Raw genomic sequence first — 16,592 nt, 5'->3', positions numbered from 1 at the left:
ACGCAGATTCACGCGGATTTCTGAGCTTCTGGAAATCCGCGAAACCGTGCGAAAGTTTAGTTGGTTATGGTTTAATGATTAAAACGGATGGCGTATTGTTGAGCCAGATGCTGTGTGAATCGATTAATTTTTTCCAGCTTTCAAGGCTGATGAGCATTAAATCCTGATCGTCAAGAAATTCTTTTTTAATCGTTTTTTCGTTCGTCACCATAATGTGGTTTGGCGCAGTTTGCTCAATCGACCGAATGCTTTCGCGGATCTGGGCGTTGCTTTTTATTTGCCCGACCGCATCCAAGACGACAATTTGGGAACCGTTGTTGTGGATTAATTTCTGTGCATATTCAATCAGGAAGGCGTCTTCTTCGGAAAAGATCGGCATGAAAACTTTGTTGATGTCATCGAGGTTTTTATCGACTAAAATCCCGACAGCCATTTTGCTTTTGGTTACGATCTGGCGTGTTCTTTCGTCGAATGGCGAGTTTTCGAACAAGCCTTCTTTTCCGGTGAATTTATCGATCAGGCGATCCGGATTGATGATTCGTGTAGTTAATCCGAGTACTTTTCCAAGCAATGTGCCTTCGAAAATCGATTGGCCCAAGCCAACCAATAATAAATCATATTCGCCTTGGTTTGCCGTTTCGACGATATCGGAATTGATATCGCTTGACGCTTTAAAAAGCGTATGGATTTTTTGGTCTAAATGTTCCGATTCTGAAACTACAGGCTCAAAAATATCACGTTCGTAATCTTTGACATCAAACGAATGCAACTCGGAACTCAACGACAAGTGCATCGCCGTAATTGCCGTATTGCTGCTTTGTTTTTTAACAAGGCTATTTGCCACTTTGAGCAAAATTTTTCCCTTATCCGGCGCACCGAAAGAAAGCAAAATCTTGTACTTGCTTTTACTGCTGATTTCTTCGGGAATGATCGTTTGTTTGTCTTTAAAAATATAGTTGATCAGATCCAATGCCGGGCCAGTCATAAAAGTCGTAACCAATGCCATGATGACCATCATCGTAAAAATTTCTGTTGATAAAACGCCGAGGTCGTAACCGATATTTAATACGACCAATTCCATCAGACCGCGTGTGTTCATCAAGGCTCCGATCGATAAGCTGTCTTTCCAGCTTTGCCCGACGAATTTTGCTGCGATCATGCTTCCGAAGAATTTTCCGGCCACACCGACAAAAATGATCAATCCGGTAATTTTCCATAAATACGGATCATTCAACAATCCGATCTGTGTGCGCAATCCGGTGAAAACAAAGAACAACGGCAGCAAGATCACAACTGAAACATCTTCGACTTTTTCGATAAAAATATTGCGAAAACGGCTGTTTTCAGGCATGATTGCTCCGGCCATAAACGCCCCGAATAATGCGTGAATTCCAATCAATTCTGAGGCATAAGAAGATAATAATAACGTCAAAAAGAAAATCGCAACGACCGGTTTGCTCAAACTTTCGCGTGTCGATTTCAAGTCTCCAACCCTTTTCAGAAACGGGCGAACGACTTTCAACATCACCAAAACATAAATCAATGCGAGGGCAATAACGTAAAGTGAACTCACAAAAGATCCGGCTTTTACAATCGCGATTACAGCGGCCAAAATACACCAGGCCGTGATGTCATCTGCGGCAGCGCAAGTAATCGCAATGGTTCCGAGCTTGGTTTTCTGGAGTCCGCGCTCCTGAACGATTCTCGCTAAAACCGGGAAAGCGGTTATACTCATCGCGATTCCAAGAAACAATCCGAATGATGCAAATTCAACACCTTTTGGCGCAAATTGTGTATAAATGAAAAAAGCCAATCCAACGCCAAGCGAAAACGGGATAATGATGCTCGCGTGGCTAATGACGACTGCGTCGTGTGCTTTGTTTTTTAAGGCTTTTAAGTCGAGTTCCATTCCGATGACGAACATGAAAAGGATCAATCCGATCTGGCTTAAGAACTGCAAATTCCCGAGTGATTCTTTTGGAAAAAGCATGCCTGAGAATTCCGGCCAGTACATGCCAACCAGCGATGGCCCGAGCACAATTCCGGCAATAATTTCACCAATAACCGACGGCTGCCCGATTTTTCTGGAAACCCAGCCGAAGAACCTCGCAACTAAAATAATGGTTACAATTTGCGCCAATAAAATAGCTAATGGATGCTGTAAATTGTGTGCCATCGAATCTATAAAATCCTTCCAATGGCCGTTTTCGACTGTTTTTGCAACGATATTTCTTCCGGTTTCGAGCGATTTCCCTTTTGTAATGATCCAATACATGACTGCCGAAAATCCTCCGATGATGACAATATAAAAGAAGGAATTTTTAAAATTTCTCATAGTTGCTAGTTTGATTCTGGTAAATTTTGCTGCAAATATGGGAAGTCTGTATGCTGAAATATAATTTTTAGTAAACCATTTTTGGCTTTATGTAACAAGACGGCAAAACTTTGTAACAAGTCAGGTTTTTGCTTTTGACAGAAAATCAGGACGGTAAATTTCGCTTAAAATTACGTTCAGAAACCTACCGTTTTTATCTTGCAAATTCATCGTGATCTCATTATGGCTAAAAAACTTTACGGCTTTCATCGCGATAATTTCTTTTTTGCTGATGCGGCAGAAATCCACTGTTGGAAGTTCATTTAATAGCGTTTCGAATTTAATATTTTTTAAAATCAGGACACTGTCATCATTCAGTAAAACCTCTTTATCGCGGCTTTCAGTTGCCGATGTCCGTATTAAAACGATCGTATTTGAATATAAAATCATCTTTCCTTTATCAGTGTTTAAAGTGATCGATTTTACAGGTGTTTGCTGGTTGAATTTCTCGACCGCTTTGTGAACCGCTTTCTGCAAACGTTCCATTTTTACAGGTTTCGTAATGTAGTCGACGGCATCGATATCAAATGCATCGGCGGCATATTCTTTATAAGCGGTCGTGAAAATGACAAGTTTATTTTTGAAGGATTGTGCCAATGTGAGTCCGTCGATTCCTGGCATTTCGATATCGGAAATGACCAAGTCGAAATCGAGCGCAGGCATTTCGTCCAGCAGTTTTTCCGGATCGGTGAATGATTTGACAATGTCGAGTTCGGGAATTTGTTCGCACATCATTTTGAGGTACGTTAAACCCGGAATTTCATCATCCAGCAGCAAGCATCTGAGCTTTGTATTCACGCAAATCGATTTTTAAATGGGCGATGTAAATGTCGTTTTCAACGAATTTATCGAGTTTGAAATTTTCTTTGTAAATGATTTTGAGCCGTTGTTCCAAAGTCGCTGCACCAATGCCGCTGCGTTCTTTTTTAAGCGCTTTTTTATCGGAAATCTTGTTTGAAACCGTCAGAAAAAAAGTGCTGTCTCGGAATTCAAACAATACTGAAATAAACGCATCGGCACTTTGCAGGTCTGCATGTTTAAAAGCATTTTCAATCAAATCGGTAGAAATTAAAGGTGCGATTAATTTTTGCTCGAATAACGGCTCCGACTCGTTGATTTTGGTTTTTATCTTGAGTTCAAAAAGCGGGCTGACTTTGATTTTATTGATCTCGATCAGGTTCAACGCAAATTCGATTTCTTCTTTAGGTGACACGAATTTTTTCTGGCTTTCATACAAAATATAATCGAGTACATTGGCGAGTTTGTCCAAAGCAAAATAGGTTTGATAAGCATGTGATTGGATCGAATTCAGAATGTTTTTAAACAAATGCGGATTGAGTTTCGACTCTAAAGTTTCGAGCTGTAAATCGTTGACTTTCGCCTCCAGCAGAAAGAATTTTTCCTGTGCCGATTTTTTGTTTTTATCCGATTGCAGCAGTTTATAAATCAAAATTACAACAGCAACAAGCAGCAAAATAACGATGCTTCCAAAAGTATAAACCGCTGTTGGGGAAATGTTCATAGTTAATGGCTTGAGACAAATTTGAGTCCGATGATCGAGGCAATTAAAGTTGATAAGAAGAAAATCCGCCAGAAAGTTGCGGGTTCTTTAAAAACTAAAATTCCGACTAAAACGGTTCCGACAGCGCCAATTCCGGTCCAGACTGCATAAGCTGTTCCGATTGGCAATTCCTGCGTCGCTTTATACAACAAGCCCATGCTGATCGAAAGGCAGACGAAAAATCCGGCCATCCAAAGCGTCGATTCGCTTCCCGAAGTTTCTTTGGCTTTGCCCAGACACGAAGCAAATCCAACTTCGAACAATCCTGCGATAATCAGTAAAATCCAGTTCATATTAAGGTTTGATGATTAAAACTGACGGAATGTTACTGAGCCAGATGCTTTGGGAATTGATTAGCTTTTTCCAGCTTTCGAGGCTAATCAGCATAATGTCCTGTTTGGCGAGGAATTCTTTTTTCATCGTACGCTCTTCCATCATTTTGATGTTGGCAGGCATGTCGTTTTTGATCTCAGAAATGTTTTCGCTAATGTCAGAATTGCCCTGGATTGCGTCATTTGGGTCGACAAATGTAATGTGTGAATCGTTGTTGAAAACCAGTTTTCGGGCATAATCGACTAAAAAAGCGTCGTCATTGTTGAAAATCGGAACAAAAATATGATTGAGGTTTTCTAGGTTTTTATCTACTAAAATCCCGACCGGCATTTTTGATTTTGCTACAATTTGCCGCGTTCTTTCGTCAAAAGGCGAATTTTCAAACAGGCCTTCTTTTCCGATGAATTTGTCGATCAAACGGTCCGGATTGATGATTCGCGTGGTATAACCCAGGACTTTCCCGAGCAAAGTGCCTTCAAAGATCGATTGTCCCAAGCCAACCAATAGCAAATCATATTCGCCGTGGTTTGCAATTTCTATAATATCGGAATCGATGTCGTTCGACGCTTTAAATAAAGTGACAAGCTGCTGATCCAAAACTTCAGCTTCGGAAAGCAACGGCGCAAAGCTTTTCTTTTCCTGCTCTTCCAGATCGAAAGTGTGCAATTCATTACTTAAAGTCAAATGCATCGCAGTCACAACAGATTCGCGGTTTTCCTTGCGGACAAAACTATTCGCGAGGCGCAACAACGATTTGGCGCGTTCTGAATTTCCGAATGAGATCAGGATTTTATATTTGGCTGCCGTTTTGATTTCCTCGGGAACCAGCGCGTCTTTTGTTTTAAAAATGTAGTTAATTAGATCCAATGCCGGTCCGGTCATGAACGTCGTCAATAACGCCATGATTACCATCATCGTGAAGATTTCGGTCGACAACACGCCAAGGTCGTAACCGATGTTCAACACGACCAATTCCATCAAACCGCGCGTGTTCATCAATGCTCCGATGGTCAAACTGTCGCGCCAGCTTTGCCCGACGAATTTTGCGGCGACAGCGCTTCCGACGAATTTCCCGACTACGGCAACAAGTACGATTAATCCGGTTACTTTCCACAAATACGGATCGTTGATCGCGTTGATCTGGGTGCGCAAACCAGTAAAAACGAAAAATAATGGCAATAATAAGATCACCGAAACGTCTTCAACTTTTTCAATGATGATGCTTCTGAATTTGGCATTGTCTGGCATAATCGCTCCAGCCATAAATGCCCCGAAAAGCGCGTGGATTCCGATAACTTCAGTAGCATACGCTGAAATGATCAACGTGAGTAAAAAGATCGCAACTACAGGTTTACTCAGGCTCGAACGTGAATTTTTGAGTGTGCCGACCCTTTCTAAAAATGGCCTTACGATTTTCAGCATCAGGAACACATAAGCGATGGCCATTGCAATTATGTAGATCGAACTGACAAAAGATCCGGCTTTTACAATCGCGATTACGGCCGCTAAAATGCACCAGGCCGTAATATCATCTGCGGCAGCGCAGGTAATCACGATCGTTCCCAATCTGGTTTTATGGATGCCACGTTCCTGGACGATCCGGGCCAAAACCGGAAATGCGGTAATGCTCATTGCGATTCCGAGAAACAAAGCGAAAGAAGCAAATTCGACACCCTGCGGCGCAAATTGGTTGTAGATGTAATACGCAAGCCCGATGCCGAGCGTAAACGGGAAAATGATGCTGGCGTGGCTGATCACAACGGCGTCATTTGCCTTATTTTTCAAAGCTTTCAGGTCGAGTTCCATACCGATGACGAACATGAAAAGAATCAGTCCGATCTGGCTTAAGAATTGTAAATTTCCAAGAGATGCTGTAGGAAAAAGCGTAGTGGAAAACTCCGGAAAATACAAACCCATCAACGATGGCCCAAGTACAATTCCGGCGATCATTTCGCCAATAACGCTCGGCTGCCCGATCTTTCTGAAAATCCATCCAAAGAAACGCGCGACTAAAATAATGGTAATGATCTGGGCTAATAAAATGGCCAATGGATGGCTTAAATTGTGTACCATCGACAGCAAAAATTCTTCCCACTGCCCTTTTCCGTTCGGGATTACGACATTCCGTCCGTGTTCCAGCGCTTTTCCCTGCGTTAAAATCCAGTAAATCAGTAAAGAAAAACTGCCCGTAATCGTAATGTAGAAGATGGTATTCTTGTAATTCTTCATGCTTGAAAATATCGGCGCTGATGGTGCAAAGTTGCGAATCCAAATATATAAATTTTAATGACTGGCGCAGACTTTATCGGCGTAGAAAATTTTGAGCGTTTAGCGTATGAGTCTTTTTTAAATTTACGCTTTCAGAAGTACGATTTATGCTATTGTCACTCGTAAATGGCACATCCAATCCCGATACTTCGGGAGTAAATAAATCTGACTGTTAAATTTAAACTAAAACTCAAATAAAACCGGCGCAATAAAACCGGCGAGCCTGATGTTTCAATACCTTTGCGGCCGATAAAAACTTACTATGATTAAATGGTTTAGTCTGGGATTCTGGGAATTGATTGCCAGGGTTGTGCTTCGAAATAAAATCCTGATGCTGTCGATTGTCGTAGTAATTACGATGCTTTTGACACTGCAATGGAAAAACATCCATTTCACTTATACCGAAGCAAATCTGCTTCCTGACGATGATATTGCGAATGTCGAATACAAAGCATTTTTGAGCAAATTTGGCGAAGAAGGCAACCTTGTGATCATCGGCGTGAAAGACGAAAAATTCTTTACGCCCAAAGCCTACGCGGCTTGGAGCCAATTGATGGAATCGCTCAAATCGGACAAAGGTGTCGATCTCGTTGTATCGATTAACGATTTGAAAAAGCTTCAAAAGAACGATTCGTTGCAAAAATTTGAACTCGTTCCGTTTGTCGACAACAGCAAAACATTGGACGAAAATTACCTCAAAAAAATAAAAACCGAACTGTTTCACGACCTGCCGTTTTATGAAGGCTTGTTGTTTAACAAACGTTCGGGAACGATCCGATCAGCGATTTACCTTGACAAAAAAATCGTTAATACGCCGCAGCGAAAAGATTTTATCCTCAAAAAATTAATTCCGGCAGTCGATCAATTCGAAAAAGAAACCGGAATCGACCTGCGTGTTTCGGGCATGCCATACATCCGGACGATGAATACCGAAACGATTAAAAGCGAGATCGGGATTTTCATCGGCGCCTCTTTATTGATTACTTCGTTGTTGTTTTTCTTCTTTTTCAGAAGTTTCCGCGCGACTTTAATTTCAATGGTCATTGTGATCATTGGCGTGATGTGGTCGTTTGGCGTACTCGGATTGCTGCATTATGAAATTACGGTTTTGACCGCTTTGGTTCCGTCATTGATCATTGTCATCGGAATTCCGAATTGCATTTTCTTAACGAATAAATACCACCAGGAGTACAAAGTCCACCGCAATAAAGCCAAAGCCTTGCAGCGCGTGACAACGAAAGTGGGCATGGCAACGTTAATGACAAATTTAACGACCGCGATTGGTTTTGCGACTTTTGTAGCTTCGAATAATAAGCTTTTACTCGAATTTGGCGTGGTGACTTCCATCAACATCATGGCGTTGTTTTTCCTCTCCTTGATCGTCATCCCTATTTTCCACAGTTATGTGCCCGCGCCTGTTGAACGCCATTTGCGGCACCTAGACCGCGGTTCTGTCAAAGCGTTTATGGACTGGATTTTGCGCACTGTAAAACAAGACCGTTTTTCGATTTATGTCGTTGCAGTCGTGCTTTTAGTGATTAGCATCATCGGAATTTACAAAATGCGCATCTCTGGAAGTTTGATCGAAGACATGCCTAAAAAAGCGCCGTTTTTTAAAGACATTGTATTCTTTGAAAATGAATTTGACGGCGTGATGCCGCTCGAGATCATGATCGATACGAAGCGTAAAAAAGGCGTAATGAAATTGTCTACGCTGAAGCGGATGGACGAATTTGAAAAAGAAATCAACCAGATTCCGCAATTGTCAAAACCGATTTCGATTGTGAGCTTAGTGAAATATTCGAAACAGGCATATTACAATGGAAATCCCGAATATTATGATTTGCCGACGTCACAGGAACAGGCTTTTATTTTATCTTATGCAAAGAATTCGGTTAAAGACAACAAGCAGAATCTGATGAAAAGCTACGTCGATTCTACCGGGCAATATGCCAGGATCACCACTTTTATGCGCGATGACAACGGCGATAAAATTCCGCTGATCGAAGCCGAAATCCGCAAAGAAGCCGAACAGGTTTTCCCAAAAGACCAATACAACGTCACGATCACCGGAAAGTCATTGGTGTTTCAAAAAGGAACCGGTTATTTGCTCGACAATTTATTATCATCGCTGGTTTTTGCCTTTTTCCTGACGGCCGTTTTGATCGGTTTTATGTTCCGGTCGTTTAAAATGATCTTGGTTTCGATCATCCCAAATTTATTGCCGTTAATGATTACTGCCGGGATCATGGGCTTTATGGACATTCCGTTGAAACCGTCTACGATTTTAGTTTTCGGAATTGCATTTGGGCTTTCGGTCGATGATACGGTGCGGTTTTTAGCGCAATACCGCGAAGAATTGAAGAAGAACAACTGGAAAATCCGGAAGTCGGTTTTTGCCACTTTTGCCGATTCCGGGCTTAGTATGTTTTACACGTCGATCGTGCTGTTCTTTGGGTTTTCAGTGTTTATGCTGAGCAGCTTTGGCGGAACGATCGCTTTGGGCGGATTGGTTTCGGTGACCTTGTTTTTCGGGATGATGTCGAATTTGATGCTGTTGCCGGCTTTGGTTTTGACGCTGAACAAAACACTCGCAAACGAACAGGAATTCATAGAACCGAAGATCGATATTATCGAACCTTCGGATGAAGAAATTGACAATCGTCCGGGACACCGCGATCTGGGAGCGAAAGATCAATAAATTTTAAAATCCGGTAAAATAATCAAAATAACTTTCGGTTGGTTTTTCAACTTTAATTTTGCGGACCAAATTGCCATTACGAAACAGTTCGAGCGAATCGGTAGTTTTCCTGAAATGATCGCCAACTTTAAAATCGACATCAGGAACCGCGTAAAAAAATTCGGTTGTGGAATAGTAAATTTTAATGCCGCGTCCTTGTTCAATTGCAAGCAGTTCGCCAGTGAAATACTTCTGGGAAAAAGCCTTTTCGTTTTCGTAAGCATCTTTTTTTGAATGGTATACCAATGTCAAAAAAACCATGATGACAACTGCAGCTGCAATAAACTTTGATGCTTTTCCCATATCAAACTTTTTAAGAAGTTCTAATATAAGACAATTTCCAATTGGTTTACGCAGATTTGAAAACCGTTTCGTGTTTTAGCCCGGATTGCAGCGGCATCCTTTTTTGTGGCGCAGCGCAGCGGAGCCATAAAAAAGATACAGCGGAAAGCCGGAAATAGCTCCTGAAAAATAACAAAATCCATTATATTTGCGCTTTGGTTCGCTAATTCAAAAATCATAAATCTTAAATCAAGATGAAGCACACAAAAGTTAAAGACTTGCTCAACAGTACGAAAACGCTACAGGAAATCAATGCAAAAGGCTGGGTCCGCACTTTTAGGAACAATCAATTTATCGCGCTGAATGACGGCTCGACGATCAATAACATCCAATGTGTCGTGGATTTTGAGAACACGCCTGAGGAAACTTTGAAAAGAATTACGACCGGTGCTGCAGTTTCTGTGATTGGCGATTTGGTGGAAAGCCAGGGAAAAGGCCAGAAATATGAAATTCAGGTGAAAAAGCTGGAGATTTTAGGCGATTCTGATGCAGAGAAATTCCCAATGCAGCCAAAGAAACACTCGCTTGAATTTTTGCGTGAAAATGCACATTTAAGGGTTCGTACAAATGCTTTCGGCGCCATTATGCGCGTGCGTTCGGTGTTGGCTTTTGCAGTACATCAATATTTTCAGGAAAAGGGTTTTGTGTATGTGAATACGCCGGTGATTACAGGCGCAGATGCTGAAGGCGCGGGGGAAATGTTTCAGGTGACGTCGTTGCCATTGGACAATTTACCGAAAAACGACGACGGAAGCATCAATTATAAAGAAGATTTTTTTGGAAAACATACGAATTTGACGGTTTCTGGCCAACTCGAAGGCGAAACTTTTGCGATGGCTTTGGGCCAGATTTATACTTTTGGACCGACATTTCGTGCGGAAAATTCAAATACTTCACGCCATTTGGCGGAGTTTTGGATGATCGAGCCGGAAGTAGCATTTAACGATTTGCACGATAATATGGATCTGGCTGAGGATTTTATCCAATATGTCATTAAATATACGGTCGACAAATGTGAAGACGATTTAAAATTCCTTGAAGGCCGATTGCTTGAAGAGGAAAAAGTAAAACCGCAGGCTGAACGTTCAGAAATGCCGTTACTTGAGAAATTAAATTTTGTATTGGAAAACAATTTCAAACGCGTGTCTTATACTGAAGCGATTGATATTTTGAGAAATTCCAAACCGAATAAAAATAAAAAATTCCAATATTCAATTGACGAATGGGGCGCTGATTTACAGTCGGAGCACGAACGTTATCTGGTTGAAAAACACTTTAAATCACCTGTCATTGTTTACGATTATCCGGCGAATATCAAATCGTTTTACATGCGTTTGAACGAGGACGACAAAACGGTTGCCGCGATGGACATTTTATTCCCCGGAATTGGCGAGATCGTTGGCGGATCGCAGCGTGAAGAGCGTTATGATGTATTAATTGAAAAAATGCGCGTGATCGGAATTGATGAAGAAGAATTGTGGTGGTATTTGGATACGAGACGATTTGGAAGTGCGGTTCATTCAGGTTTCGGACTCGGATTTGAAAGACTGGTTTTATTTGTGACCGGAATGACGAATATCCGAGACGTGATTCCGTTTCCACGAACGCCGGGAAGCGCAGAATTTTAATATTACAAAGCCGAAACAAGCTTTATTTTACTTTCTTTCTTTGATAATTTTATCCAAAAAAAGCCGGTAGTTGAAGCTTGTTTTTGTATTTTTATAAATCGTTATTTCAACTTATTTCTATGCTCAAGCAATTCCTAAACCTCAAGCTCTCTCAAAAATTATCTCCGCAGCAAATCCAGCTGATGAAGCTAATCCAGTTGCCTACCCAGGCGTTTGAGCAGCGTTTGAAAGAGGAAATGAACGAAAATCCTGCGCTTGAAGCCGGGAAAGAAGAAGACGAAGAATACGAAAAAGACGAATTCGACAACGAAGAAGAATATGACGATTTCGAGGACAATGAATCCATCGAAACCGACATCAACATTGACGAATACCTCAGCAACGACGAAACGCCCGATTACAAACTTCAGGCGAATAATTACAGTGATGAAGAGCAGCGCGAATCGCCTTTGGCCTCGCCGGTTAGTTTTCACCAAGATTTAATCAACCAATTAAACACGTTTATTCTAAACGACGAAGAACGCGAAATCGCCGAATTCCTTGTCGGAAGCATTGACGATATGGGTTACATTCGCCGCAGCATTCCCGATATTGTGGATGACATGGCGTTTACGCAGGGCATTTACACCGATGAAAAAACGGTCGAAAGAATCCTGCATATCATTCACGAACTCGAACCTTCAGGTGTTGGCGCACGCGACTTGCAGGAATGTTTGATGCTGCAATTGAAGCATAAAACGCCAACAGAATCTGTGGAACTCGCGACTGATATCATTGAAAATCAATTTGATGCGTTTACTAAAAAACATTACGACAAACTCCAGCAGAAATACGGTATTTCAAATGACAGCCTTAAAAAAGGCATCCACGAAATTGAAAAACTGAACCCAAAACCGGGCGGTTCTTTTGCAGGAAGCAGCAAGCTCACCGAACATGTCGTTCCCGATTTCGCGATCCGGATTGTAGAAGGTGAACTCGAACTGACCTTAAACGGACGAAATGCACCCACTTTACATGTTTCCAAAGATTATCAGGAAATGCTGCAGACTTATAAAGATTCGCGTGACAAATCGGCGCAGCAAAAAGATGCGGTAATGTTTATCAAACAGAAACTGGATTCAGCCAAATGGTTTATCGACGCGATCAAACAACGCCAGGAAACTTTGTTTGTCACGATGAACGCGATCATGCATTACCAGGAAGAATATTTCCTTGACGGCGATGAAACGAAACTGCGCCCAATGATTTTAAAAGACATTGCAGATCTGGTTGGACTTGATATTTCTACGATTTCGCGCGTGGCCAACAGCAAGTTTGTGGAAACCCCTTATGGAACCAAACTCATCAAGGAATTTTTCTCCGAAGCAATGAAAAACGATCAGGGCGAAGATGTTTCGACGTTAGAAATCAAAAAAATACTACAGAATATTATCGAGGATGAAGACAAGCACAAACCGCTTCCCGACGACCAGCTTGCCGATATGCTTAAAGACAAAGGCTATCCGATTGCGCGAAGAACCATTGCAAAATACCGCGAACAACTCGATATTCCTGTAGCGCGGATGCGGAGAAAAATGTAGCCTGAAAATCCATTGAAAAAAACACTTCCCGCCATTTCATACCTATTCCACCCGCTTTTCATGCCGGTGTTTGGCGTGCTTTTTTATTTTTTTCTGAATGAAAATTACTTTATCCCGGCGCAGAAATATTTGCTGCTCATCCAGGTTTCGATCATTTTAATCCTAATTCCAATTGCGATTTTTTACTTGCTGCGCACTTTAGGCAAAGCCGATTCGGTGATGCTTTCGGATGTTTCCCAGCGCAAAATCCCATTGGCTGCACAGGCTATTTTAATCGGATTATTGATCATGCAGAGCATCCGCGTGGATATTGTGCCGGAATTGTTTTTCTTTTTTTCCGGTGGATTTATCAGTACGGTGATCGCTTTTATCCTAGCCTTGGCAAATACCAAGGCCAGCCTGCATCAAATGGGAATTAGCACACTGACCTTTTTTGTCATCGGATTAAGCCTGCACAACCACAAAAATGCGATTGCGATCATTGCCGTTTTATTTCTCATCAACGGATTGATCGCGACTTCAAGGCTTTACATGAATGCGCACAGCGGAAAGGAATTGGGGATGGGGTTTTTAGCAGGCATGCTTCCGCAGATCGCACTTTGGTATTTCTGGCTATAAAATGTAAAACATCAGGCCGAGGTTCAGCGAATTCATAGCAACCGCCTGGTTGTTTAGTTTTGCAGATGGTTTAAACAGATCTGTAATTCCATAATAGGCGTAAAAATTCCATGTATTGTAACCTCCGGCAATGTAAGCGCCAGCCTGAAACCTATTGTAATCACTGTTTTTCGTGACTTTCACATTGTAATTGTCGTCTATGTAAACCGATTTTCCGGAAACCAGGTAACTCAGCTTCACACCCGAATACACACGCCAGAACTTATGGCTTTCGGGTGTTGACGTGCGCCATCGGAATTCCAGCGGCACATCCAGGAAAATATGGTCGAGCTTGTTTTTCTTATACGGTGTTCCGCTGGCAACAAGATTGTATTGTGGCACACCATCAAGTTTTGAAATGATCAGATTCTGGAAATACTTGTTATACGTAACGCCAAAACCAGTTGCAAGCGCAACAGTCCGGCTTTTGTTGACTGGCATATCACGCAAAATCCCGCCGGTAAAACCCGTTGAAAATTTGTTTTGTGAAACACCCTGTCTGGTATTTAATAGTAAATTGTAGGTAATACCCACATAAAACTGGTCTTCACGATACAACGAATCTACCGCGATCATTGGTGGCGGATATACTTTTTTCTCCTTTTCAGCTTCCTGGGAAAAAAGTTTGAAGCCCGAAAGTAAGATCATCAAAAAAACTGGAAATCGCATAAGAATTGTTTTGCGGCTTAAAGTTACAAAAAAAAGCGGTTTTACCATTTGTAATATTTGGCGATTCAAATTGGGGTAAAACCTGGTTTTCGTCCAACCCATTTAAAAACAATATCTTAAGAATTACTTAAAATCTACATTCTTTTCAATATTATCAAAATTTCTGCGTTAGTGTGAAACCCCATATGAAAAAATTGATGATAAAAAATCCGGTATTTCTTCTTTTAACCTTTGGTGTTATCGGCCTTCAGGCACAACAAATACCGCAGGACAGTATTATTCTCGATTCAAAATCCAAAAACCTGAATTTCAGTTACAAGCATTTGATCATTCCAACGGTGTTGATTGCGTATGGTGCCTGGGGTTTGAAAAGCGACCAATTGATTCGTTACAATAGGGAACTCCGCAATGAAATCATCGAAAATCCGCACAAGCAATTTCCAATCGATGACTATTCCAGATATGCGCCTGTTGTTGCCGTTTATGGGCTGAATGCCCTAGGAATCAAAGGCAAGCATAATTTTAAAGACCGGACGGTGATCATGCTGACTTCCAATATTATTATGTGTACGACGGTGATGGCTGTCAAAAAAAGCATCAAATCGGAACGGCCTGACGAAAGCAACCTGAGTTCTTTTCCTTCCGGACATACGGCGACTGCTTTTGCCGGAGCCGAATTCATGTGGCAGGAATACAAAGACAAATCCGTTTGGTATGGCATCAGCGCTTATGCTGTGGCGACAGGAACCGGGATTTTCAGGATGTACAACAACAAGCACTGGCTTTCAGATGTTGCAGCAGGCGCAGGCGTTGGAATCCTGAGCACGAAAGTGGCTTATTGGATCCATCCGTATGTCAACAAATTGATTTTCGGTACGAAAGAAACTAAAATGCCAACTTCCTTTATGCCTTATTACAATGGAAAGCAAGTGGGTTTCGGATTGGCGACTACTTTTTAATTCCAGATCAGCCGTAGTGCTAAATTTCGTAACTTGCCATTTGCAATTGTAAACGCAATCCAAAAACATGAAATTATCCGGCCTTTTCAATGATTTTTTCCACAACGAAAAAGCATCGGGAATTCTTTTGATCGCCTGTACGGTTGTTTCGCTTGCGTTGTCAAATTGCGGTTTCGACGGTTATCAGCACTTTTGGCATAGCCCGATGGCCGGGCAAACGATAGAATACTGGATCAACGACGGACTGATGACGGTTTTCTTTTTACTCATCGGACTCGAGCTAGAAAGGGAAATTTACATTGGTGAATTGGCTAATTTTAAAGATGCGCTGTTTCCCATTTTTGGCGCTTTAGGCGGAATGCTTGTTCCGGCGGGAATTTTCCTGATGTTTAATTTCGGAACAGCCACACAATCGGGCGCGGGAATCCCGATGGCTACCGATATTGCATTTGCGTTGGCGGTTTTGTCTCTATTGGGCAGCCGTGTTCCAATTGCACTTAAAGTGTTTTTGACAGCTTTGGCGGTTATTGACGACCTCGGTGCAATCTTGGTCATTGCTTTTTTTTATACCAAATCACTTGATTTTACAAACCTGTTCATCGCATTGGGCATTTTCGGATTGTTATTAATTTTTAACAGATTGAAAGTCAGAAATCTTTTCCCGTACCTGATCGGCGGAATTTTGATGTGGTATTTCATGCTACATTCCGGCGTTCATGCAACGATAACAGGCGTATTGCTGGCTTTTGCAATTCCGTTTGGCAATGGAGACGAGAAATCTACTTCATTTATCTTACAAGATTTCCTGCACAAACCGGTCGCTTTTTTGATCTTGCCGTTGTTTGCATTGGCGAATACTGCGATTTTTTTGGGTTCGGATGTTGGCGAAACATTGTCTCAACATTATAGCATTGGGATTGCGCTTGGGCTGATCGTTGGCAAACCGCTGGGGATTTTTCTGCTTACCTATGTTGCATCGGCGTTTGGATGGTGTAAACTTCCCGAAGATCTGAATTGGAAAACAATCCTTGGCGTAGGCTTCTTAGGCGGAATCGGATTTACCATGTCGATCTTTATAACTTTGCTTGCTTTTGACGATCAGGACATTATTAACAATTCTAAACTCGTTATTTTGTTGTCTTCGCTTGTTGCCGGATTGGCTGGATTTTTATTTCTTAAAATAAATCTGAAAGGGAATACAGCATTGGATATTAATTAAAAGACAAAAAGATAGGATTGCCTGCGGCCATCCCTGAAAGGTAAGCGGTTCAAAGAAAATCATTGCTTTGGCATTTCATGCCTTATCGCATTTTTCACGGCTTAAGCAAACCTTTCGCTTGCTGCGCCTGAAACTAAAAATGCTCCCGCAAGCGGAAGCATTGATTTTCTTTGGCAGAGAGGATGGGATTCGAACCCACGATACCCTTGTGGAGTATACACACTTTCCAGGCGTGCGCCTTCGACCACTCGGCCACCTCTCT

13 protein-coding genes and 1 tRNA gene are annotated in these 16,592 nt (G+C 41.8%); 6 read left to right on the top strand and 8 right to left on the bottom strand.

The genetic code is table 11. From position 1 onward, the window contains the following. Positions 1 to 64: 64 nt before the first annotated feature. The 5 genes from BLS32_RS14025 to BLS32_RS14005 all read right to left on the bottom strand — a co-directional run bounded on the left by BLS32_RS14025 (position 65) and on the right by BLS32_RS14005 (position 6,497). Complete coding sequence (locus BLS32_RS14025) at positions 65 to 2,335, bottom strand: cation:proton antiporter (RefSeq protein ID WP_091397166.1); 2,271 nt, start codon at positions 2,333 to 2,335, stop codon at positions 65 to 67. A gap of 120 nt (positions 2,336 to 2,455) precedes the next feature. Further along, entirely contained in the window at positions 2,456 to 3,172 is a 717-nt protein-coding gene (locus tag BLS32_RS14020) for a LytR/AlgR family response regulator transcription factor (RefSeq protein WP_091397163.1), read from the bottom strand. Then, positions 3,138 to 3,896 (bottom strand): sensor histidine kinase, encoded by a 759-nt coding sequence (locus BLS32_RS14015; protein ID WP_091397161.1) that lies wholly within the window; start codon positions 3,894 to 3,896, stop codon positions 3,138 to 3,140. The genes BLS32_RS14020 and BLS32_RS14015 overlap by 35 nt, the downstream gene beginning before the upstream one ends. A gap of 2 nt (positions 3,897 to 3,898) precedes the next feature. Then, positions 3,899 to 4,228 (bottom strand): DMT family transporter, encoded by a 330-nt coding sequence (locus BLS32_RS14010; protein ID WP_091397158.1) that lies wholly within the window; start codon positions 4,226 to 4,228, stop codon positions 3,899 to 3,901. Between the two features lies 1 nt (position 4,229). Continuing rightward, positions 4,230 to 6,497: a cation:proton antiporter domain-containing protein gene (locus BLS32_RS14005; protein WP_091397156.1), complete on the bottom strand. Its 2,268-nt coding sequence runs from the start codon at positions 6,495 to 6,497 to the stop codon at positions 4,230 to 4,232. 301 nt (positions 6,498 to 6,798) lie between these two features. On the opposite strand from BLS32_RS14005, the gene BLS32_RS14000 reads away from it, so the two are divergent. Continuing rightward, complete coding sequence (locus BLS32_RS14000) at positions 6,799 to 9,237, top strand: efflux RND transporter permease subunit (protein ID WP_091397153.1); 2,439 nt, start codon at positions 6,799 to 6,801, stop codon at positions 9,235 to 9,237. Between the two features lie 3 nt (positions 9,238 to 9,240). On the opposite strand, the gene BLS32_RS13995 is transcribed toward BLS32_RS14000, so the two are convergent. Beyond that, positions 9,241 to 9,579, bottom strand: coding sequence for a hypothetical protein (locus BLS32_RS13995; RefSeq protein ID WP_091397151.1), 339 nt, complete (start codon positions 9,577 to 9,579; stop codon positions 9,241 to 9,243). Positions 9,580 to 9,812: 233 nt separating this feature from the next. Between BLS32_RS13995 and asnS the strand changes: the two genes are divergently transcribed. The 3 genes from asnS to BLS32_RS13975 all read left to right on the top strand — a co-directional run bounded on the left by asnS (position 9,813) and on the right by BLS32_RS13975 (position 13,444). Further along, positions 9,813 to 11,246 carry an asparagine--tRNA ligase gene (gene asnS / locus BLS32_RS13985; protein ID WP_091397146.1) on the top strand — a complete coding sequence of 478 codons (1,434 nt, stop codon included), beginning with the start codon at positions 9,813 to 9,815 and terminating at the stop codon, positions 11,244 to 11,246. A 119-nt stretch (positions 11,247 to 11,365) separates the two neighbouring features. Then, positions 11,366 to 12,826 carry an RNA polymerase factor sigma-54 gene (gene rpoN, locus BLS32_RS13980; protein ID WP_091397144.1) on the top strand — a complete coding sequence of 487 codons (1,461 nt, stop codon included), beginning with the start codon at positions 11,366 to 11,368 and terminating at the stop codon, positions 12,824 to 12,826. A gap of 12 nt (positions 12,827 to 12,838) precedes the next feature. Continuing rightward, positions 12,839 to 13,444, top strand: coding sequence for a hypothetical protein (locus BLS32_RS13975; protein ID WP_091397142.1), 606 nt, complete (start codon positions 12,839 to 12,841; stop codon positions 13,442 to 13,444). On the opposite strand, the gene BLS32_RS13970 is transcribed toward BLS32_RS13975, so the two are convergent. Then, positions 13,439 to 14,152, bottom strand: coding sequence for a porin family protein (locus BLS32_RS13970; protein ID WP_091397724.1), 714 nt, complete (start codon positions 14,150 to 14,152; stop codon positions 13,439 to 13,441). The two genes, BLS32_RS13975 and BLS32_RS13970, sit on opposite strands and share 6 nt — an antisense overlap. Before the next feature lie 197 nt (positions 14,153 to 14,349). On the opposite strand from BLS32_RS13970, the gene BLS32_RS13965 reads away from it, so the two are divergent. Then, positions 14,350 to 15,111 carry a phosphatase PAP2 family protein gene (locus tag BLS32_RS13965; RefSeq protein WP_091397721.1) on the top strand — a complete coding sequence of 254 codons (762 nt, stop codon included), beginning with the start codon at positions 14,350 to 14,352 and terminating at the stop codon, positions 15,109 to 15,111. A 67-nt stretch (positions 15,112 to 15,178) separates the two neighbouring features. Continuing rightward, entirely contained in the window at positions 15,179 to 16,330 is a 1,152-nt protein-coding gene (gene nhaA / locus BLS32_RS13960) for a Na+/H+ antiporter NhaA (protein ID WP_091397139.1), read from the top strand. Positions 16,331 to 16,501: 171 nt separating this feature from the next. Here the strand turns inward: nhaA and BLS32_RS13955 are convergent. After that, a tRNA-Ser gene (locus BLS32_RS13955) sits at positions 16,502 to 16,592 on the bottom strand.

The organism is Flavobacterium noncentrifugens, from assembly GCF_900100375.1.
Classification (GTDB): Bacteria; Bacteroidota; Bacteroidia; order Flavobacteriales; family Flavobacteriaceae; genus Flavobacterium; species Flavobacterium noncentrifugens.
The sequence above is the reverse complement of the archived record's forward strand: the minus strand, read 5'-3'. Positions and strand labels throughout refer to the sequence as shown.